Annotated in this window: 22 protein-coding genes; 14 read left to right on the top strand and 8 right to left on the bottom strand. The window is 40.3% G+C overall.

Annotated elements, in window-relative coordinates:
* Positions 1–2: 2 nt before the first annotated feature.
* Genes FN960_RS10695 through FN960_RS10680 form a run of 4 tightly spaced genes read right to left on the bottom strand, consistent with a single transcriptional unit; the run spans position 3 to position 4666 of the window.
* The gene (locus FN960_RS10695) at positions 3–1484 is read right to left on the bottom strand and encodes a Na+/H+ antiporter subunit D (protein ID WP_143848695.1); all 1482 of its coding nucleotides are present in this window, start codon (positions 1482–1484) and stop codon (positions 3–5) included.
* Positions 1477–1815: a Na(+)/H(+) antiporter subunit C gene (locus FN960_RS10690; protein ID WP_143848694.1), complete on the bottom strand. Its 339-nt coding sequence runs from the start codon at positions 1813–1815 to the stop codon at positions 1477–1479. Before FN960_RS10690 ends, FN960_RS10695 begins: the two co-directional genes overlap by 8 nt.
* Positions 1815–2255 (bottom strand): Na(+)/H(+) antiporter subunit B, encoded by a 441-nt coding sequence (locus FN960_RS10685; RefSeq protein WP_143848693.1) that lies wholly within the window; start codon positions 2253–2255, stop codon positions 1815–1817. Before FN960_RS10685 ends, FN960_RS10690 begins: the two co-directional genes overlap by 1 nt.
* On the bottom strand, positions 2252–4666 hold the full coding sequence (locus FN960_RS10680; protein WP_143848692.1) for a Na+/H+ antiporter subunit A: 2415 nt from the start codon (positions 4664–4666) through the stop codon (positions 2252–2254). The genes FN960_RS10685 and FN960_RS10680 overlap by 4 nt, the downstream gene beginning before the upstream one ends.
* A gap of 225 nt (positions 4667–4891) precedes the next feature.
* Here FN960_RS10680 and FN960_RS10675 point away from each other — a divergent pair, with 225 nt between their 5' ends.
* Positions 4892–5107, top strand: coding sequence for a hypothetical protein (locus FN960_RS10675; RefSeq protein WP_143848691.1), 216 nt, complete (start codon positions 4892–4894; stop codon positions 5105–5107).
* A 28-nt stretch (positions 5108–5135) separates the two neighbouring features.
* On the opposite strand, the gene FN960_RS10670 is transcribed toward FN960_RS10675, so the two are convergent.
* Positions 5136–5276 (bottom strand): sporulation histidine kinase inhibitor Sda, encoded by a 141-nt coding sequence (locus FN960_RS10670; protein WP_143848690.1) that lies wholly within the window; start codon positions 5274–5276, stop codon positions 5136–5138.
* Positions 5277–5679: 403 nt separating this feature from the next.
* On the opposite strand from FN960_RS10670, the gene FN960_RS10665 reads away from it, so the two are divergent.
* From FN960_RS10665 to FN960_RS10625, 9 genes are read left to right on the top strand one after another with little or no spacing between them, the layout of a single operon-like run.
* Positions 5680–6201, top strand: a complete 522-nt coding sequence (locus FN960_RS10665) for a YqeG family HAD IIIA-type phosphatase (protein WP_143848689.1) — start codon at positions 5680–5682, stop codon at positions 6199–6201.
* A complete protein-coding gene (gene yqeH / locus FN960_RS10660; protein ID WP_260681980.1) occupies positions 6183–7307 on the top strand; it encodes a ribosome biogenesis GTPase YqeH in 1125 nt (374 codons plus the stop codon). Before FN960_RS10665 ends, yqeH begins: the two co-directional genes overlap by 19 nt.
* A gap of 10 nt (positions 7308–7317) precedes the next feature.
* Positions 7318–8154 carry a shikimate dehydrogenase gene (gene aroE, locus FN960_RS10655; protein WP_143848687.1) on the top strand — a complete coding sequence of 279 codons (837 nt, stop codon included), beginning with the start codon at positions 7318–7320 and terminating at the stop codon, positions 8152–8154.
* Between the two features lie 32 nt (positions 8155–8186).
* Entirely contained in the window at positions 8187–8480 is a 294-nt protein-coding gene (yhbY, locus tag FN960_RS10650; protein WP_143848686.1) for a ribosome assembly RNA-binding protein YhbY, read from the top strand.
* A 21-nt stretch (positions 8481–8501) separates the two neighbouring features.
* Positions 8502–9104, top strand: a complete 603-nt coding sequence (nadD, locus tag FN960_RS10645; protein ID WP_143848685.1) for a nicotinate-nucleotide adenylyltransferase — start codon at positions 8502–8504, stop codon at positions 9102–9104.
* Entirely contained in the window at positions 9073–9645 is a 573-nt protein-coding gene (gene yqeK, locus FN960_RS10640) for a bis(5'-nucleosyl)-tetraphosphatase (symmetrical) YqeK (protein WP_143848684.1), read from the top strand. Before nadD ends, yqeK begins: the two co-directional genes overlap by 32 nt.
* Positions 9646–9651: 6 nt before the next feature.
* Complete coding sequence (rsfS, locus tag FN960_RS10635) at positions 9652–10005, top strand: ribosome silencing factor (RefSeq protein WP_143848683.1); 354 nt, start codon at positions 9652–9654, stop codon at positions 10003–10005.
* On the top strand, positions 10005–10865 hold the full coding sequence (locus FN960_RS10630) for a CvfB family protein (RefSeq protein ID WP_143848682.1): 861 nt from the start codon (positions 10005–10007) through the stop codon (positions 10863–10865). Before rsfS ends, FN960_RS10630 begins: the two co-directional genes overlap by 1 nt.
* The gene (locus FN960_RS10625; protein ID WP_143848681.1) at positions 10862–11605 is read left to right on the top strand and encodes a class I SAM-dependent DNA methyltransferase; all 744 of its coding nucleotides are present in this window, start codon (positions 10862–10864) and stop codon (positions 11603–11605) included. The genes FN960_RS10630 and FN960_RS10625 overlap by 4 nt, the downstream gene beginning before the upstream one ends.
* A gap of 48 nt (positions 11606–11653) precedes the next feature.
* On the opposite strand, the gene comER is transcribed toward FN960_RS10625, so the two are convergent.
* Complete coding sequence (gene comER / locus FN960_RS10620; protein WP_143848680.1) at positions 11654–12493, bottom strand: late competence protein ComER; 840 nt, start codon at positions 12491–12493, stop codon at positions 11654–11656.
* Positions 12494–12600: 107 nt separating this feature from the next.
* On the opposite strand from comER, the gene FN960_RS10615 reads away from it, so the two are divergent.
* The 3 genes from FN960_RS10615 to FN960_RS10605 all read left to right on the top strand — a co-directional run bounded on the left by FN960_RS10615 (position 12601) and on the right by FN960_RS10605 (position 16234).
* The gene (locus FN960_RS10615; protein WP_143848679.1) at positions 12601–13239 is read left to right on the top strand and encodes a helix-hairpin-helix domain-containing protein; all 639 of its coding nucleotides are present in this window, start codon (positions 12601–12603) and stop codon (positions 13237–13239) included.
* Between the two features lie 87 nt (positions 13240–13326).
* Entirely contained in the window at positions 13327–13893 is a 567-nt protein-coding gene (locus tag FN960_RS10610; protein WP_143848678.1) for a ComE operon protein 2, read from the top strand.
* Between the two features lie 43 nt (positions 13894–13936).
* Positions 13937–16234 carry a DNA internalization-related competence protein ComEC/Rec2 gene (locus FN960_RS10605; protein ID WP_185971005.1) on the top strand — a complete coding sequence of 766 codons (2298 nt, stop codon included), beginning with the start codon at positions 13937–13939 and terminating at the stop codon, positions 16232–16234.
* A gap of 88 nt (positions 16235–16322) precedes the next feature.
* Here the strand turns inward: FN960_RS10605 and FN960_RS10600 are convergent, their stop codons facing one another.
* Positions 16323–16460, bottom strand: a complete 138-nt coding sequence (locus FN960_RS10600) for a YqzM family protein (RefSeq protein ID WP_143848676.1) — start codon at positions 16458–16460, stop codon at positions 16323–16325.
* A gap of 333 nt (positions 16461–16793) precedes the next feature.
* Between FN960_RS10600 and holA the strand changes: the two genes are divergently transcribed.
* Positions 16794–17837 carry a DNA polymerase III subunit delta gene (holA, locus tag FN960_RS10595; RefSeq protein ID WP_143848675.1) on the top strand — a complete coding sequence of 348 codons (1044 nt, stop codon included), beginning with the start codon at positions 16794–16796 and terminating at the stop codon, positions 17835–17837.
* A gap of 513 nt (positions 17838–18350) precedes the next feature.
* Here holA and rpsT read toward each other — a convergent pair.
* The gene (rpsT, locus tag FN960_RS10590; protein WP_143848674.1) at positions 18351–18617 is read right to left on the bottom strand and encodes a 30S ribosomal protein S20; all 267 of its coding nucleotides are present in this window, start codon (positions 18615–18617) and stop codon (positions 18351–18353) included.
* Positions 18618–18655: the final 38 nt, after the last annotated feature.

The raw sequence follows: 18655 nt of genomic DNA, 5'->3' as shown, positions 1-18655 counted from the left end.
GTTTACCCTCCTAATACTGCATTTATATAATCATCTGGTGAAAGTAATTGCTCGGCAACTTCAAGTGAATACGTAAAGATTGGTTCAGCTGCAAATCCAAGAATAATGCTGAGTGCAACTAGCGGCATAATTGGTAGCAAAAGTCGCCATGTTGAAATCTTAGCTTGCTCTTCCGTGTGCGTTTGTTTGCCCCAAAACACATAAATAAATATCTTTAACATGGAAAACAGAGTCAGTAAGCCTACTAATAAGGCAACACCACCAATAATGTAGTGCCCAGTTGTCATACTATCAAGAATTAAAGGCAATTTACTGAAGAATCCGCTTAATGGCGGAATGCCAGCAAGTGAAATAGCTGAAATAAAGAACATCCATGCAAGTAAAGGGTGAGTTTTTAATAGCCCTCCCATTTTTTTAAGATCCGTAGTTCCTGTGACATGTTGTGTTACACCGGCAAGCAAAAACAATGCAGCCTTCACGATAATGTGATGAGCAATATAATAAACCGCTCCAGCGATGGCTAGTTTTGTGTATAAACCAAGTCCCATCACCATATAACCTACCTGACTAATAATATGGTAGGCTAGAATTCGTTTGAAATCATATTGAGCGACCGCCCCAAGGACTCCAAAGAACATCGTTAATCCAGCAAGAATTAAAATCAGTGTATGAGTAAAGCTGACATCCTGATTAAAGATTAACGTAAACACACGAATAATGGCATAAATCCCTACCTTAGTAAGTAAGGCACCAAAGAGAGCCGCTACCGCAGCTGGTGGTCCATAATACGATCTGGGAAGCCAGAAATAGAGTGGGAATAAAGCCCCCTTCATTGCAAAAACAATGAGTAGAATGATGGCCCCAACCTGTAAGGCTCCAGTTTGTCCTATCTCAGCAGTACGCTGTGCCAAGTGGGCCATGTTAACCGTTCCAGTAACACCATAAATATACGCGACAGCAACAAGGAATAAGATAGAGCCGAATACATTAATGATGACATATTTGAACGACTCACGCAGTTGATAACCTGTTCCTCCAAATACTATTAAAATATAGGAGGCAATGAGCATGACCTCAAAGAAAACAAATAGGTTAAAAAGATCCCCCGTTAAAAACGCTCCATTTACTCCCGTAAGCAAGAATAGATAGAACGGGTAATAGAAGTAGGCTTCTCTTTTTTTAGAGAGGGTAGTAAAGCCATAGAATAAACAAATCGCTCCAATTAAAGAGGAGAGCACCACCATAAATGTTGCAAATAAATCGGCAACAAACACAATGCCAAATGGTGCTTGCCAATCCCCAAACTCTAAAGTAAGAATTCCACGTTGATAAACCAGTATAGCTAAGTAGACAGAAATGGCGAGTGTTAACAAGACGGTGATGGAACTAAGTATTCTTTGTACCATTGGTTTTTTTTGAAAAAGTATAAGTAATGCTCCCATGAAAACAGGGATTAACACAGGTAGTATCAGTATATTATTCATCGGCAGAACCTCTTAATTTTTCTAAGTCGTCTGTTTTGTGCACTTTATAGGTTCGATAAGCAAGTACTAAAAGAAATGCGGTGACTCCAAAGCTTATAACAATGGCTGTTAAGATCATCGCCTGTGGTAGTGGATCTGTAAATGCCGTTTCACCCATGTTTAATAATGGAGCCGCACCGGTATTTAGTCCTCTTGTTGTAAGCAGAAGCAAATGGGCACCATGTGAAAGCAAGACCAGAGACATGACCACTTTGAGCAGACTTTTAGAGAGCAGCAGATACGTACCAACCATAAACAGCACGCCCGCAACAATGGACATAAGTATTTCCATTAGTTATCATCCTCCGCAATCGTAAGAGTAATCGTCATGGCGATACCTACAACGATAAGGTAAATACCAAGATCAAAGGGTAGGGCACTGGTTAATTCAATCTCTCCAAAAAAAGGAATGGTAAAGTAATCAAAGTAATGAGTTAAATACGGGTCATCATTAAACAACATACTCCACATACCAGTTCCTAATGAAAGCATTAAACCTACCGCAATAAAGGAGGTAAACGCAAAGGGTATCGCCTTTTTTATCTTCTGTCGATCAAAGTTAAGATACAGAAGCAAGCCGGAACAGGCGGTCATCAGTCCGCCAATAAAGCCACCTCCTGGTTGATTATGACCTGCAAAAAACAAGTAAATAGAAAAGGCGAAGACAAATACCACAACCACACGAGTTAAAACGTGAAGTAGGGTGTCATTCGAGTCAGTCGGCTTCCTCATGTGTCTTCACCCTCCTTTAATCTAAGTTTAATCATTGCAACAACACTAAGAGCTGCAATCGCGAGGACCAATCCTTCAAGAATCGTATCTAATCCACGAAAGTCAACCAGGATGACATTGACCATGTTATAGCCCCCGCCAAGCTCCTTACTGTTTTCAATAAAATATTCAGAAACAGAGGCAAGACTAAGCTCTTGTCCCATCAAGAATGAACTGATGCCCATGGTCGCAACAATGAGACCAACAGCCCCAGATATTAAAAGGTTACGTATAACCAACCCTTGTTTGGCTGTCTCTTTAGGCAGCTCAGGCAAATGGTAAAAAGCAAGCATAAATAGTAAGATCGACACGGTCTCAATTAACAGCTGTGTCAATGCCAAATCCGGTGCGCGGAATATAACAAAAAACAGCGCCATTAGAAAACCAATCATGCCAACCATAATAATAAGAGTCATCCGCTTTCGGATAAACAGAATACTTAGTACAGCGCCTATAAAAATAATGGCAAGAACCCATACAAAATAAGGGATTTCTGCACTGTGGTTGACGCTGAATATAAATGCGCCACTTCTTAATGCCGTATATGTAACAAGTAGCACAATAAATACGGCCATATAGCTAAAATAATCACGAAGCCTTCCAGTCATTTGAAGACGTGTTGTGATCTGCGAACTAGAAATTAAGCCATCTAATCCATGATCATACAGATGGTTAATCGGATCACGCTCTTGTTGATAGAGCTTGAGCCCTTGCCAGTTTTTCATGAAATAGAGTAGCAAAAGAGCGAGTATAGCCACTCCAATGGTCATGGCTAGTTCAAGGTTAAATCCGTGAAACATGGAGAGCTTTACTTCAAATTCATTGTTTTCAGACAGGGCAGGCGTAATCGCAGTGACTGCTGGTTTAATTAGTCTGTCTGAAAGTAGGTTTGGGAAAAGTCCAAGCGTTACAACAAGTGAACCTAATAAAACAGGACTAATTAACATACCAATAGGTGCCTCGTGTGCTTTCTTTTCATGCTGCTCCGGTTTGTAAGAACCAAGAAAGGTTTTTACAAACATAATGGCACAATATAAGAAGGTGAAAATGCTAGCTATCCAAGCGAATACAGGGATGATCACTGCCCATGTTCCCACGTTAAAGCCTTCGAAACGAATAGCATGAAGCATTCCAGTAAAGAACATTTCTTTTGAGATAAATCCATTAAACGGAGGCAGACCTGCCATGGAGGCGAGACCTATCAGTGAGACGGTAAATGTAACAGGCATAATCGACATAAGCCCGCCTAGTTTACGAATATCTCGTGTACCAGTCTCATGATCAATGATACCAGCTACCATAAATAAGCTTCCTTTAAACGTTGCGTGATTAATTAAATGAAGGATCGCCGCTACGGTAGCCACTGAATAATAAGCCGCAGCTTGATCCGTATCAGTAGCATAGGCTGCTGATCCTAACCCCAGGAGTAGCATTATCATTCCAAGCTGACTCACGGTTGAGAACGCCAAGATGCCCTTCAAATCCTTTTGCCTTACTGCGGACAGAGAGCCCCATAAGAGGGTCATCAGACCAACTAAGGTTAAAATCCAAAACCATTCCGGAACTCCTGCAAACACAGGTGTTAATCGTGCGACTAAATAAAGTCCTGCCTTCACCATTGTGGCTGAGTGTAGGTATGCACTGACAGGAGTTGGTGCTTCCATCGCATCGGGCAGCCATATGTGAAAAGGAAATTGTGCCGATTTAGTAAAAGCACCAAGCAAAACGAGTAGCATTGCGGGCAGAAAAAGGTCGCTAGTACTAATAAGGTCAGCTTGTCCAATGATTTCACGAATGCTAAATGTGCCAGTTATACCGTAGAGAATACAAAATCCAGCTAACATAGCAAAGCCACCGAAGACAGTGATTAGCATTGATTTTTGTGCCCCATAAATGGATTTCTCTCGACCGTACCAATAACTAATTAATAGTGCAGAGGCTAGGCTCGTTAGTTCCCAAAAAATATAGAGGACAATTAAGTTGTCCGACAGAACAACACCAAGCATTGCACCCATAAACATTAATAAATATGTATAGAAATGCTGCAGTGACTCCTTACCTTTATCTAAATAATAAATAGAATACAGGACGACAAGTGCGCCTATCCCTGTAATAAGTAATGAGAACAAAAGACTTAAACCATCGACATAAGCAGTGAAGTTAATCCCCAATGAAGGAACCCACTGAATGGTATTTTGAATCGATTGATCACTTAAAGTCGTTGGAAGAAGCCCTATAAAGTAAAGAAATAGTGCAGTAGGTATAATTAAAACAGCCCAACCGCTATGTACTCTTTTTATATAAATAGAGAAGAATGGGATCAAGCATGCCCCAATAAATGGAGCAAGTATTGCCCAATGTAAGATTGTCATGAAACCCCCCCTGTATCATTAAAAAACAATTGAAAATGTGATGTCTTCTTCTTAGACTCTAGCAAAGTATACCCTAAAAGAAAAGGAAGATTATCTTGATGTAACAGGGGTTTTAACTTTCTATTAAATATGAAGAAACAGGTTAAACGGAAATGAAAAATTCACATGTATAGATTAAAGCATTTTGTCCAAAACTAGATTTATAAACAATCTAGGGTGTATGTAATGAAAACAAGAACAAAAGCAGCAGTTTGTGGATTAATCTTTCTAGTTATGCTGGCGTGCGGGTGGATATCAGATCATGCCATAATGGAAAAACGGAATGAGCAAAGAAGAGGATTGCAGATTCAGGGTGAGCTTGGTGGTTTCTACGAGGATGAGTTTGCACCAAGGGAATATATAAAAATTCGTCCAAAGTTAAACAAAAAGGAGCAGCCGTAATGGCGCTCCTTTTTTTGTGTTAGATATGTTAGGAAGAAAGTTTGATGTTTGCTTCTAATGAACGATTTGTTAACTCCAATTTAATTAACTCAATAAACTCCGTACTTAACTCCAATTCAATCGCTTTATAGTACGTTTCAATAAGAAGATCATCGGATAAATGTTTCATCTTGTCCTGCTATTGTGCACTAGCAGGGTCACCTCCCTTAAAAGATGGTATGTCTAAAATGGGTGAACCTCTCGATGAAATAATCTTTGTAGTTTTTTTAATCCTATCATGATATCCGCACGAGAACAATCGTTCGTTTGTCCACAGAAAACCGTGGATAACCTGTTATTTTCATGTGAATAAATATATAGATAGCTTGTCAGATGTGGTTTTTTATCGTGTATAAAGTTATCCACAAAAATGGAAATTGACGGAAAATGTCGAAAAAATTAATGCATATTCGTTGAATAAAGGTTTATTAGGACTGTTTTTCGTGGAAAACATTGATTTAAGGAGTGGTTGAAGGTATAGTTTTACATTGATAGAAAAAGCGATAATTAATATGATAATTGAGGTGTAGGCAGTGTTTAAAAAGCTTTTGCCAAATCAATATGTTCAGAGTATATATGAAATTGATTTAGATCAATTAAAGCAAAAAGGCATACGAGCTATTATTACGGATTTAGATAACACATTAGTGGAATGGGACCGACCAGAAGCCACACCAGAAGTACGGGAATGGGTCAAGCGAATTAAAGAACACGATATGGTGGTGACAATTGTTTCAAATAACACGGAGAAACGAGTGAAGGCTTTTGCTGATCCCGAAGAAATGGTTTTTATTCATAGTGCAAAGAAACCAATGAGACGTTCTTTCTTAAGGGCTTGCTTGCAGATGAATGTGAAACCCGAGGAGACTGTTGTTGTAGGAGATCAGATTTTTACCGATGTACTGGGTGGGAACCGCGCTGGTTTACAGACAATTCTTGTGGTACCCGTAGCTAAATCTGATGGAATCTTCACCCTCTTAAATCGAAGGGCAGAACGTTTCGTGTTAAGATGGATGAGAAAGAAAGGAATGATCCAGTGGGAGAATCAAGAGTAGACACACAGCCTATATATTGTAGCGGCTGTGGAATACAAATACAGACAGAAGATAAACAAAAGCTTGGTTATGCACCTGCGTCTGCCTTGCAAAGAGATGTAGTCATTTGCCAGCGGTGTTTTAAGCTAAAACATTATAATGAAGTACAGGACGTCTCTTTGACGGATGATGATTTCTATAAAATTTTAAATACAATTTCTGAAAAAGATGCACTCGTGGTGAAGATTGTCGATGTGTTTGACTTTAATGGAAGCTGGCTGACAGGGCTTAATCGGTTTGCCGGAAAAAACGATGTCTTTCTAGTCGGCAATAAGGTTGATCTTCTACCTAAACTTATTAATCGAAATAAGGTAACGAATTGGCTTAAATTTTCTGCTAAGCAGCTTGGATTAACTCCAAAATCAGTAGCTCTCATGAGCACGAAGACGGGCGAGGGCGTTCTAGATGTTGCAGCAGAGATTGATCGTCTAAGAGGGGGAAGAGACGTTTATATTGTTGGGTGTACAAACGTCGGGAAATCTTCTTTTATTAATCAGCTTATTAAGCAATTTGCAGGTGATACGGATCAGCTGATTACAACCTCACATTTTCCAGGTACAACGTTAGATGTGATAGATATTCCGTTAGATGATGGTCAAACCATGTTTGATACTCCAGGCATTATTAACCGCCACCAAATGGCACATTATGTCTCTGAAGCGGGTTTAAAAGTGATTACTCCAAAAAAAGAAGCAAAACCAAAAGTTTATCAACTAAATAGTGGACAAACGTTATTTTTGGGAGGGCTCGGAAGAATGGACTTCGTGCAAGGGGAACGTACATCTTTTGTATGCTATGTTTCCAACGAACTGTCCATTCATCGTACAAAATACGAAAAAGCCAATCAGCTTTATGAACAGCATGCTGGAACATTGCTTACGCCTCCTGATGAGCAACAAGGCGCACTGGAAATGGTCAAGCATGAGTTTAAAATTACTGATCAGGCCAGTGACATTGTTTATTCCGGGTTAGGTTGGATTACAGTCAAAGGATCTGGATTGAAAATTGAAGCATACGCTCCTAAAGGTGTAGGTGTATCCGTTCGACCATCTATCCTGTCAGGCTGAGGTGAATACAATGACGAAATTATTCGGTCTACTTGGACATCCAGTGGGGCATTCAATGTCACCGACAATGCACAAGGTAGCTTATGAACAGCTTGGGCTAGATGCTTCCTATACTGCCTACGATGTAACACCTGAGAAGCTAGAGGAAGCTGTTCGTTATATTCGCACAGCTAATATAAGTGGATGCAATGTGACGATCCCCCATAAGGTAGAAGTTATGAAGTACTTGGATGAAATTGATGAAGAAGCTGTGCAAATTGGAGCGGTTAATACAATCATCAATCAAAACGGTAAGCTAAAAGGGTATAATACAGATGGCAGAGGTTATATCCAATCTCTTCTTTCTACTATAGACACACTGACCGGGCATCGAGTTCTGGTTATTGGTGCTGGCGGAGCAGCAAGAGCTGTTGTTGCCGTTCTCCTAAGTCACCAACCAGAAAGTGTGGTTATTGCAAATCGTACTGAAAAAAAAGCTGAAGCATTGGTCCAATTGTTTACCAAAAGTGACATACATTTAGGTTCTTCCTCGGTAGCGGGAGCTGCTGCACGATTGGAGGAATTTTCAATTATTATTAATACGACGTCCGTAGGGATGAGCCCACATATAGAAGACATGCCCATCTCTCTTGAAAGAATGTCACCAAAGGCTGTTGTCAGTGATTTGATTTATAACCCGTTAGAGACTAGGCTTTTAAAAGAAGCTAAAAAAAGAGGCGCGAATACAGAGAATGGAATTGGCATGTTTGTACATCAAGGTGTGCTATCCATTCAACATTGGACAGGTCTTACTCCTAAAGAGGCACCTATGCGCAAATCAGTAATTGAACAATTGAAACATGAATAAATTATGACTGGCTACAAAAAAAGGAGTCGACTATGTTAACAGGAAAACAAAAACGCTTTTTACGTTCAAAGGCCCATCACTTGAATCCGATTTTTCAAGTGGGTAAGGGTGGCACGAATGATAATATGATCAAACAAATAGAAGAAGCTCTGGAGGCACGTGAATTGATAAAAGTGAGCGTTCTACAGAACTGTGAATATGATAAAGAAGAAATTGCTGAAACCATTGTACAAGGAACAAATGCAAAGCTTGTACAGGTTATTGGAAGTACCATTATCCTTTATAGAAAATCAAAAGAGAATGCCAGCTTAGTGCTGCCAAGATAGTTGTTGAAGAGAGTGAATGTTATGTCTGGAAAAAAAATCGGGTTGTTTGGTGGGACATTTGATCCACCTCATCTCGGGCATATGCTCATTGCACAGGAAGCGCTGACTGAGTGCCAATTAGATGAAATATGGTTTATACCTGTTTCGACTCCTCCACATAAGGAGCGGGAGGTCACCCCTGGTCAAGAGCGGTTTGAAATGCTTCAATGTGCAACAGCGGATGAACAACGATTTCAGGTGTCTGATGTAGAGCTTTCTCGTTCGGGGCGATCCTATACAGTGGATACAGTTAAGCATTTTACACAAATGTACCCGAATGATCAGTTTTACTTTATTATTGGTGGGGATATGGTGGAGTCATTAGAGGAGTGGAAGGACATTGAGACCATTTTCGACCTAGTTACATTTATAGGTGTTCAGCGTTCGGGTAGTAAGGAAGCGAGTCATGCCTATCAGAACCGTATTTGGCACCTAGATCTTGTTCAGGTTGATTTTTCTTCTTCTAATATAAGGAAACGTTTAATTGACTCAAAGCCCGTTCGCTATATGGTGCCTGATTCGGTTAATTCTTATATTCAAAAAGGAGGTCTATATGGAACAAAGTCAAGCGCTAAAGCTCGTTAAGCCTCACTTGACGGAGGGAAGATATAGACATACGGTTGGAGTAATGGAAACAGCCATGATACTTGCAGAGCGGTTTGGGGAAGATAGTAAGAAGGCGGAAACAGCGGCTATTTTCCATGATTATGCTAAATATCGTAATAAAGACGAAATGAGAGACCTTGTCAAAAACAAACTATCCCGTAAAGATATATTGGATTATGGCTCTGAATTACTTCATGCACCCTGTGGAGCCTATTATGTTGAGCACGAAATTGGGATAACTGACCAAAATGTTTTGAATGCTATCACTTATCACACAACGGGTAGACCTGAGATGTCTGGTCTTGAGAAAATCATTTTTCTGGCTGATTATATTGAGCCTAACAGAACATTTCCTGGCGTGGATGAAGTAAGGGAGCTTGCCACAAGGAATATGGACGAGGCCATTATTCTAATGCTTCAACAGACTATTGCTTTTTTAGTAAAAAGAAGACAGCTTTTATATCCACTAACGCTGGAAACGTTTAACGAAAGTATAAGAAAACAACGAGGGGAGAATTGATAACGAGTGAGTGAAAATCAATTATTAACATTAGCTATTAATGCAGTGGACGACAAGCGTGCAGAGAACATTGTTGCATTGGATATGAGAGGTATTTCTCCCATTGCAGACTATTTTGTAGTGTGTCATGGTAATTCAGAAAAACAAGTTCAAGCGATTGCGTTTGAATTAAAAAAAGTCGTGCAAGAGCGCGGAATAGAAATTCAGAGACTAGAGGGCTATGATCAAGCGCGTTGGGTCTTACTTGATTTAGGAGACGTAGTCATTCATGTATTTCACAAGGATGATCGCTTGTATTATAACCTTGAAAAGCTCTGGGGTGACGCGCCAACTATTGAAATTGAGAAGGTGCTTGGTTAATGGAACTAAAGCCAGGATTAACGGCTACTTTAACCGTGGCTAGAAAAGCGGACTTTGGTTATTTCCTTACAGATGGAAAAACAGACATCCTTCTGCACTCAAGAGAAACCAAAGGGGATCTTGAGATTGGATCAACCCTTGAAGTGTTTCTATATCTTGATCATCAAAATAGATTATCGGCTACGATGGAGACACCTATTGTCAAAAATGATGAATTTGCATGGCTTGAAGTCATTCAAGTTAAGAAAGGTCATGGGGTCTTTCTTTATAACGGGATTAAGCGCGACCTGTTTGTTTCAATGGATGAGTTGCCTGGCGATGAGATCTACTGGCCAATTCGCGGAGATAAGCTTCCAGTATCGCTTGATTGGGACAAAAAAGGCCGGTTAATGGGTGTTTTGGTTAGAGGGCTTCCAATAGAGCGCTTGGCCGAAAAGGCCGATCCGATCGTTTTAAACCAAGATATCTCAGGAACCATTTATCATTATGCAGATGAAGGAGCACTTATTTTTACGGATAAGAGCTACCTTGCTTTTTTGCATGATGATGAAATGATTGGGACCTATCGAATTGGGGAAAAAATTCGCGCTCGCGTTATTTACGTCCGCGAAGACGGAAGAATTAACGTCACCACAAAAGCATTAAGAAGCGAAAGACAAAAAGATGATGCAGCTAAATTGCTTGAGTATCTAGAAGCAAATAACGGCTCTATGCCGTTTGGTGACAAATCTTCACCCGAATCCATTAAAGCTGCATTTAACATAAGTAAGGCCTCATTCAAACGAGCATTAGGCAAGCTTATTAAAGAGGGTAAAATTGAACAGCGGCACGGATGGACGTATCTAAAGGGGCAGCAATGAATTATTCAGGATTTGCAGCGCTTTATGATCATCTGATGTCAGAGGCGCCATATGATTCATGGGTCGATTATATTAAGAGATCATGCGAACGCACTGATTTAACAGGTTTGCGTCTACTTGATGTAGGTTGTGGAACAGGTGAATTGCTCATGTCACTTCTGCAAGAGGAGATGAATGTCACTGGCGTGGATTTATCACCAGAGATGCTTGCCATGGCGCAGGATAAAGCATCAAAAAAAGGATGGAATCCATGGCTTGTAGAAGCGGACATGACAGATCTTGAGGTGCTTGGTGAGTATGATCTTGTCACGGTTTTCTGTGATTCCTTAAACTATTTGCCGGATTCAGTTTCGGTACAGCGTGCCTTTCATTCCTTTGCTAATCAATTAGTAACAGGCGGGCTTTTATTATTTGATGTTCATTCTCAACAAAAAATAAATAAAGGCTTTGTAGGTCAAACGTTTGCTGATGCAGACGATGATGTTTCATATATTTGGACATCCTACGCTGGAGAAGAAGCAGATAGTGTAGAACACGAACTGAGTTTTTTTGCAAAAATGGCCGATGACCGTTATGAGCGTTTTGATGAAATTCACTTTCAACGTACGTTCCCGGTCACGGATTATCTAGACTGGCTTAGTCAGGCGGGCTTTAAAGTCGAAGCCGTTACGGCTGATTTTTCTACTCGGCAGCCATGTGAAAACAGTGAGAGAATATTTTTCAAAGCGGTTAAAGTATAGCAGGAATATAGTTGATCACTGTCGAAAAGTACTAAGGAAGGCTATCATCTACGATAGCCTTCCTTGGTTATAAAATGATTCTTCAATATGCTTCTGCTCGTTGTTAAATTTTCTATGGGTGGCTAAGAATAAATGGTCAAACATCGCACCGGTTTCATTTCTAAGTACCTCAATGCCTTCTCCGGTAATCCCTCCTGGTACACATATTCTTTCTTGTAACGTAGTAAGTGTAAAGCGGTTCTGCTCAAATAATTTTCCTAGTCCAATTAACATATTTGTTGCAAGCTCTGTTGCTTCTGCCTCTGAAATGGCCGTTTGGCGAACGGCAGCATCAATAAAACATTGTGTCAGATAACTGAAAAAAGCAGGGCCGCAGCTAGCGATATCTGATGAAACCCTTGTGATTTCCTCTTTAATCTCAAGGGGTTGAGAGATAAAGCTTAATAGTGTAGTTAATTGTTCCTTGTCCTTTGGTGAGCAGCGCTCTCCTAAGCTTAGCAATGTTGGTCCAGAAAGAGTTTGGTTGATAAGGCTTGGTATGGCTCTGGCCACTTTACACGGGACTTGGTCTTCAATGCTCTCGATTTTTACAGGACTTGTAATCGATACTAGAAGTGTATCAGAATCCACATTCCCCTTAATCTCTTGGAGCAGATCTGGTATCTGAAAAGGTTTGACACAGACAAATACAATCTCTGTATGTTGGGCTAGTTCCTTCGCAGATAAGGCTGTTTTTATTCTTGGAAAAGCTTCTTTTAGTAAAAACACCTTTTCTTTGCTTCGATTAAATACGGTAAGTTGATGTTCTTCGACAGCATTTGATTCAATAAAAGCCTCCACCAACATCCTTCCCATACTTCCCGTTCCGATGATGCCGATTTGAGTCATATTCTACTCCTTTCTATTGCCATAATGCCGTAGCTTTTTCATTATCACTATACGTATGCTTCATATGGGATAACATGCTGAATAATTTATAGAAAGGTGATGAATGAATGATTCGTATCTTTCAAACCTACTGGATTCATCTCGCTGCAGGAGTAGCATCATTAACGGCTCTTATTCTTTTCTTATTGCTAGTGAATGATGGTAATCAAGTGAGTGGCGGTCATGCAGAATCGGAAATTTGGAATCTGGACGAACAGTCAGAAGCTCCCGAGCAAGAGTATGTCTCTTATACTCAGTTAGAGGAGATCGTAGTAGATGTGAAGGGGGCTGTGCAAATGCCTGGTGTGTACACGTTAGAGGTGGGAAGTCGGATAGATGATGCGATTCGCGCTGCTGGAGGACTTACAGAGAAAGCAGATTCTAATCAGATAAATTTTGCTATGCTTTTACACGACGAGATGTTGATCTATGCACCTGAAGAAGGAGATGAGTCTCATGCCTCAATAAATATGACAAATCAGCTTGATTCAGGTCTAGGATCTGCTCAACAGTCTTTAGTGAATATTAATACAGCGACAGAAAACGAGCTTACTACTTTAAATGGAATTGGGCCTTCTAAGGCAGCTTCCATAATTTCGTATCGAGAGGAAAATGGCAGTTTTCAAACAATTGAAGAGTTAACAAACGTCAGTGGAATTGGTGACAAATCCTTTGAGAAATTAAAGGATGAGATTACTGTCAAATAAAATGAGTGGAGGTTGACGGCAGCGGAGTTCCTTTTTAAACTAGATAAGCAAAGATAGGATGTTGAAATCGAAGGAGCGTAACTCATAATGGAACGAATTTCATGGGATCAATACTTTATGGCACAGAGCCATTTATTATCTATGCGCAGTACTTGTCCAAGGCTAATGGTAGGGGCAACGATTGTACGGGATAAACGAATTATTGCGGGTGGCTATAATGGCTCCGTTAGTGGGGAGGCACATTGTTTAGATGATGGCTGTATGGTAGTAGATAATCATTGTATACGCACCATTCATGCTGAAATTAATGCCTTATTACAGTGTGCTAAATTTGGAGTTCCAACAGAGGGGGCAGAGCTATATGTCACTCACTTTCCATGTGTACACTGTTCAAAATCAATTATTCAGGCTGGGATTCAACGTGTTTATTATGCAAAGGAATATAAAAATAACCCTTATGCAGAACAGATTTTTAAGGTGGCAGGTGTTGAGCTTATAGAAGTTGAATTGGATGAGGCTGTATTAGATCGTCATTATCAAGATAAATTAAATCTTACCGTCTTATTGTTAAAAGAATTAGAGAAGGCGGACCTTCCGGAAGAACGTATGCAGGAGTTACTTAAACAGACTCGATCCATTTATACTAAAGCTTAAAAGGAGGGGAGAGGCTTTCGTCCGTCAATTAGTGATTTGTGCTGTGGCTTCAATAGGAGGACTTTGGGGTCAAATAAAAGGCTATGATGTAGCCTTTTGGTTGATTGCGGTCATTCTACTTATTTCTTGTGCTTTTCAAAAACAAGATATGAAGCGAAGCATAACCCTTATGATGTTATGTTTCCTGCTTTTTTCACTGCGTGGTTGGTATGCAGAATATACGAATCATACGGGTTTGACAGAAGGAGCATTTGAAACGATCGGAGTAGTCACTGGTGTTCCGAGAATAGATGGTGGCGCACTCCGATTTCAAATGAGAGAGATGGAAAATAAAGAGCTTTTGCAGGTTACTTCATACTTTAAAGATGAATCTGATCAAACATTTTGGAGAGGGGTTAGACCGGGATTTACATGCAAATTTTCTGGTAAATTAGAAGCGCCTCGAATGGCTTCAAACTTTAATCAATTTGATTATCAAAAGTACCTTTATGAGCAATCAATCCATTGGGTATATCGCGTTCACTCAGACCAAGTTGAATGTGTAAATAGAGCGGGAACTTGGGTAGATCGATTTAATCATTGGCGAATGGATCGTATAGAACAAATAAGGATGAGGTATCATGAGAACACATCTGGATTAATTATTGCTCTGACATATGGAGATCGTTATTTTATTGATCAGGATGTTCTCATGGCATATCAAAGACTCGGTGTCATTCACTTGCTTGCCGTATCAGGGTTACATGTTGGTATGTTAAGTGCAGCCGCTTTATTCCTGTTGATTCGCTTAGGACTTACTCGTGAAAGAGCAATGGAAATCATTATGATTGCCTTACCGTTTTATGCAGTCATCGCAGGCGCTGCACCCCCAGTCATCAGAGCAGCTGCTATGAGCTTTGTTGTTTTATTTTGCCTCCGGTTAAAGCAAAGAATTCCGCCGCTTACTGGTATTATGACGATATTTTTATTGTTTTTAATGGTGAAGCCCTATGTATTGTTTCAACTTGGCTTTCAACTTTCATTTCTTGTATCTTTTTCTCTTATATTATCGGCTCAAGCTATTCGTACGGCGTGTACATCCTACCTCAGCAGAATGGTCGCTGTTACCTTAATAGCACAGCTGGTGACACTTCCACTTATTCTTTACCATTTTTTTGAATGGTCCTTCCTTAGTATTCCGTTAAACTTTGTTTACATCCCCTTTGTTACTCTGATCGTGCTCCCTGCTTCATTTTTAACAAGTTTGTTTGATCTCTTTTTCCCCGCTTTTTTAAATATTCCTTATTACGCTCTTCAATTCATTGTTCCACCCGTTCATAACGCCCTCCTTCAAATAAACCAGCCTGCACTTCTCACGTATACGCCAGGTAGACCAGCTATATGGATGATATGTGGTTTCTACCTCTGTATCGTTATCGTTCTCCTAATGTGGGAATCACAAATAAAATACTGGTGGCTACGTGCCATAGTAGTCTTATCAATTCCATTAGTGACAATGGACAAGGCGCCATATTTTCAAACGAGCGCTTCTGTTACCATGCTTGATGTAGGTCAGGGAGATAGCTTTGTCATCGAGCTTCCAAGAAGAGAAGCCGTGATCGTCATCGATACGGGTGGTGTGATGCGTTTTCAAGAGGAGCCATGGCAAAGAAGAAGAAATGAATTTGATACAGGTAAAGACATTGTTGTGCCACATTTAAAAGCGAAGGGTATTACTTCGATTGATTATCTTATCCTTTCACATGGGGATCATGATCATATTGGGGGAGCTTTCATGCTGGCAGAGTATATGAATGTAAATACGCTTCTTTATGGAAAGGGTCCCGTAGAAAAAGACAATGAAAAACAAGTGCTACAAGCATTTGAGCAAGTAGGAACAACGATCCACTTTGTGGGAAAAGGCGCAGGCTGGGCATATGGTACGAATACGTTTGAAGTCTTATCGCCAGATCCATCTATACAAGAGGATGACATAAATGAACGTTCAATTGTGCTTTTAGCTCATATTGAAGGAACTAGTTGGCTATTTACTGGGGATCTCGGGGAAAAGGGTGAAAATTATTTAATGGAAATGCATCCAAACTTAGAGGTGGACATACTTAAAGCTGGTCACCATGGAAGCTTAACATCTACATCGGAACCATTCCTTGATCAGCTAAACCCAAAAGCGGTTTTAATATCTGCCGGAAGAGATAATCGATATGGGCATCCGCATCCAGATATTCTGGAGCGATTTAAAAGCCGTCAGATAAGCTATTGGCGTTCGGATCAGCAAGGAGCTGTAGAGTTTAAATATCATAATGGAGAATGGAGGATTAAACAGGCTATTCAAAATCCTTAATACAACATAAAAAGCCTGTCGAAGGGTGATCCATCGACAAGCTAGGAACCCTACTATATAAGGGTCCGGTTAAGATGATCCAATCAACTTAGAATTGGCTGAATACATCTACCAGTGAAGCAATGATAAAGAGGGTGGCAAAGAAACCAAAGGACGCAACAAAACCAACACCTGAATCGATGGCGTCATTTCGTTTACTTTGAACGTCTTCTTCAAATTTATTCATTAAAAATCCTCCTCTCTCTCTATGGTTAATTATAAGCGAAAGCGTTCTATTTTACTATGCTTGTTTCTTTAAACATTTAAATCCTGGAGGCCATCTTTAGAAGACTGGTTCCATTGCTAAGAGTTGTCACCTATAAAGCCTGCATGCATAGGATACCTTATAAAAAGACCGGTCTTTCACCACGTAAAGAAGCGGATTTCCCGGGCCTCGTTTCCTTGCGTTTATTATAAATGGAGGCAGCTATATCAGCTCGCCTCCTCTTATCTTTAGCTTGTTATTTTTAGTGATGTTTCATACACTAGGCATAAGAACTGAGATAAACGAGGTTATTAGATGGACTACATAAAACAAATAAAAAATATTAAAAAAAATCAGGTAGACCCTGTATATTTCATTCATGGAACGCAGGCATTTATAATGGAGGAAGTTATAAACGAAATTCTTGGACAACTACTCACAAAAGAAGAGCAGGACATGAATGTTCAGCGGTTTCGTTTAGCAGATGTTCCTTTGCAGCAAATTATGGAAGAGGCTGCCACTCTTCCATTTTTCTCGGGAAAAAAAGTGGTCATTGTTCAGGATTTTTACCTGGCAACAAGTCAAAAAGCAGAATCTGGTGGCGTGGAGCATCAGCTTGAAAGCCTGGAAGCTTATTTAAAGCATCCTGTTCCAGAAACAACACTTATTTTGGTTGCCCCATATGAAAAGCTTGATGAACGTAAAAAGGTAACGAAACAATTAAAATCGTTAGCGACAGTTGTCTCAGCATCTGAATTAACGGAACAGGATACGGTCGCTTGGATTGGTGAACAGGCTACGGTTTTAGGAATAGATGTTTCAATTCCAGTAAGAAGAAGGCTAATTGAATTAGCAGGAACTCATTTAATGCAACTAAATTCAGAGCTGCAAAAATGTCAGCTTTATACCGGCGTTGGTGGAGAAGTCACATTGGAGGTTGTTGAACAGCTAGTGGCAAAAACACTTGAGCAATCTGTGTTTGATCTCATAGATCGAGCAATGAAAGCTGATATAAGCCAAGCTATCACCCTTTATAAGGAAATGATCAAACGTAAAGAGGAGCCATTAATGATTCTTGCTATGCTAACCAGGCAGCTACGAATTTATCTCCATGTAAAGGAGTTAAAACAGCGATCTTACTCGGAAAAACAAATGGCTGGTATACTAAAGCTACATCCATATGTAGTGAAGCTAGCCGCAAAGCAAGTGGCACGTTTGGACGAGAAGCGACTAAAAGCCAGCTTGATGGCGGCAGCAGATACAGACTATGCCATTAAGACAGGCAAACAGGATAAGGAATTTGCAGTCGAGATGTTTATCATTAAACTCGGTTCACTAGCCTCAGAGCGAAGTGCATAAGAGGCGTGTTAGCTGAGTAGTGTGGGACTGACAGTAAGAGGGATGAGGATTTTGCCAAGAAGCGAAGCACCGTACCAAGAGAGTTAGAACTGATAGCAAGAAGGATGAAGCCTTTACCAAGAAGCGAGGCACGGTACCAAGAGAACTGGACCTGTTAGCAAGAAGGATGGGGCCTTTACCAAGAACAGAGGCACGGTAGCAAGAGAGATGGATCTGTTAGCAAGAAGGGTGAGGCCTTTACCAAGAAGAGAAGCACGGTACCAAGAGAACAGGACCTGTTAGCAAGAAGGATAAGGCATTTACCAAGAAGAGAAGCACGATACCAAGAGAACAGGACCTGTTAGCAAGAAGGATACGGCATTTACCAAGAACAGAAGCACGGTACCAAGAGAACAGCACCCATCTGCAAGAAGATTTTACTCGTTACCAAGAAATGCTGTTCTACAAAATAAAAAAAGCTTGCCGGCAAACTGCCGACAAGCAAAAACGACTCATTATGAGTCGTTTCTTTTTTTATGCTGAAAGACCGTTAAGCTGTTTAGCTAGACGAGACTTTGTACGTGCAGCATTGTTTTTATGGATAAGTCCTTTGCTTGAAGCTTTGTCAATCTTCTTTGTAGCCTCAGCAAATGCAACCTGAGCTCCTTCTGTTTCTCCAGCTTCAACTTTCTTCTCGAAGTTTTTGATGGCAGTACGTAGAGCTGATTTGTAAGCAACGTTTTGAGCACGACGCTTGTCATTTGTTTTCACGCGTTTAATTGCAGATTTAATATTTGCCATGTGTTTCACCTCCTGAGCAAACAGCCAATTCTCAATTT

It is taken from the genome of Alkalicoccobacillus porphyridii (genome assembly GCF_007293315.1).
Taxonomy (GTDB): domain Bacteria; phylum Bacillota; class Bacilli; order Bacillales; family Bacillaceae_D; genus Alkalicoccobacillus; species Alkalicoccobacillus porphyridii.
This window is presented reverse-complemented; position numbering and strand designations above follow the sequence as displayed.

Excerpts from the sequence above, each read along its gene's own strand:
- FN960_RS10695 (WP_143848695.1), bottom strand. The coding sequence starts at position 1,484 with ATGAATAATATACTGATACTACCTGTGTTAATCCCTGTTTTCATGGGA.
- FN960_RS10690 (WP_143848694.1), bottom strand. The coding sequence starts at position 1,815 with ATGGAAATACTTATGTCCATTGTTGCGGGCGTGCTGTTTATGGTTGGT.
- FN960_RS10685 (WP_143848693.1), bottom strand. The coding sequence starts at position 2,255 with ATGAGGAAGCCGACTGACTCGAATGACACCCTACTTCACGTTTTAACT.
- FN960_RS10680 (WP_143848692.1), bottom strand. The coding sequence starts at position 4,666 with ATGACAATCTTACATTGGGCAATACTTGCTCCATTTATTGGGGCATGC.
- FN960_RS10675 (WP_143848691.1), top strand. The coding sequence starts at position 4,892 with ATGAAAACAAGAACAAAAGCAGCAGTTTGTGGATTAATCTTTCTAGTT.
- FN960_RS10670 (WP_143848690.1), bottom strand. The coding sequence starts at position 5,276 with ATGAAACATTTATCCGATGATCTTCTTATTGAAACGTACTATAAAGCG.
- aroE (WP_143848687.1), top strand. The coding sequence starts at position 7,318 with ATGACGAAATTATTCGGTCTACTTGGACATCCAGTGGGGCATTCAATG.
- yhbY (WP_143848686.1), top strand. The coding sequence starts at position 8,187 with ATGTTAACAGGAAAACAAAAACGCTTTTTACGTTCAAAGGCCCATCAC.
- nadD (WP_143848685.1), top strand. The coding sequence starts at position 8,502 with ATGTCTGGAAAAAAAATCGGGTTGTTTGGTGGGACATTTGATCCACCT.
- yqeK (WP_143848684.1), top strand. The coding sequence starts at position 9,073 with ATGGAACAAAGTCAAGCGCTAAAGCTCGTTAAGCCTCACTTGACGGAG.
- FN960_RS10630 (WP_143848682.1), top strand. The coding sequence starts at position 10,005 with ATGGAACTAAAGCCAGGATTAACGGCTACTTTAACCGTGGCTAGAAAA.
- FN960_RS10625 (WP_143848681.1), top strand. The coding sequence starts at position 10,862 with ATGAATTATTCAGGATTTGCAGCGCTTTATGATCATCTGATGTCAGAG.
- comER (WP_143848680.1), bottom strand. The coding sequence starts at position 12,493 with ATGACTCAAATCGGCATCATCGGAACGGGAAGTATGGGAAGGATGTTG.
- FN960_RS10615 (WP_143848679.1), top strand. The coding sequence starts at position 12,601 with ATGATTCGTATCTTTCAAACCTACTGGATTCATCTCGCTGCAGGAGTA.
- FN960_RS10610 (WP_143848678.1), top strand. The coding sequence starts at position 13,327 with ATGGAACGAATTTCATGGGATCAATACTTTATGGCACAGAGCCATTTA.
- FN960_RS10600 (WP_143848676.1), bottom strand. The coding sequence starts at position 16,460 with ATGAATAAATTTGAAGAAGACGTTCAAAGTAAACGAAATGACGCCATC.
- holA (WP_143848675.1), top strand. The coding sequence starts at position 16,794 with ATGGACTACATAAAACAAATAAAAAATATTAAAAAAAATCAGGTAGAC.
- rpsT (WP_143848674.1), bottom strand. The coding sequence starts at position 18,617 with ATGGCAAATATTAAATCTGCAATTAAACGCGTGAAAACAAATGACAAG.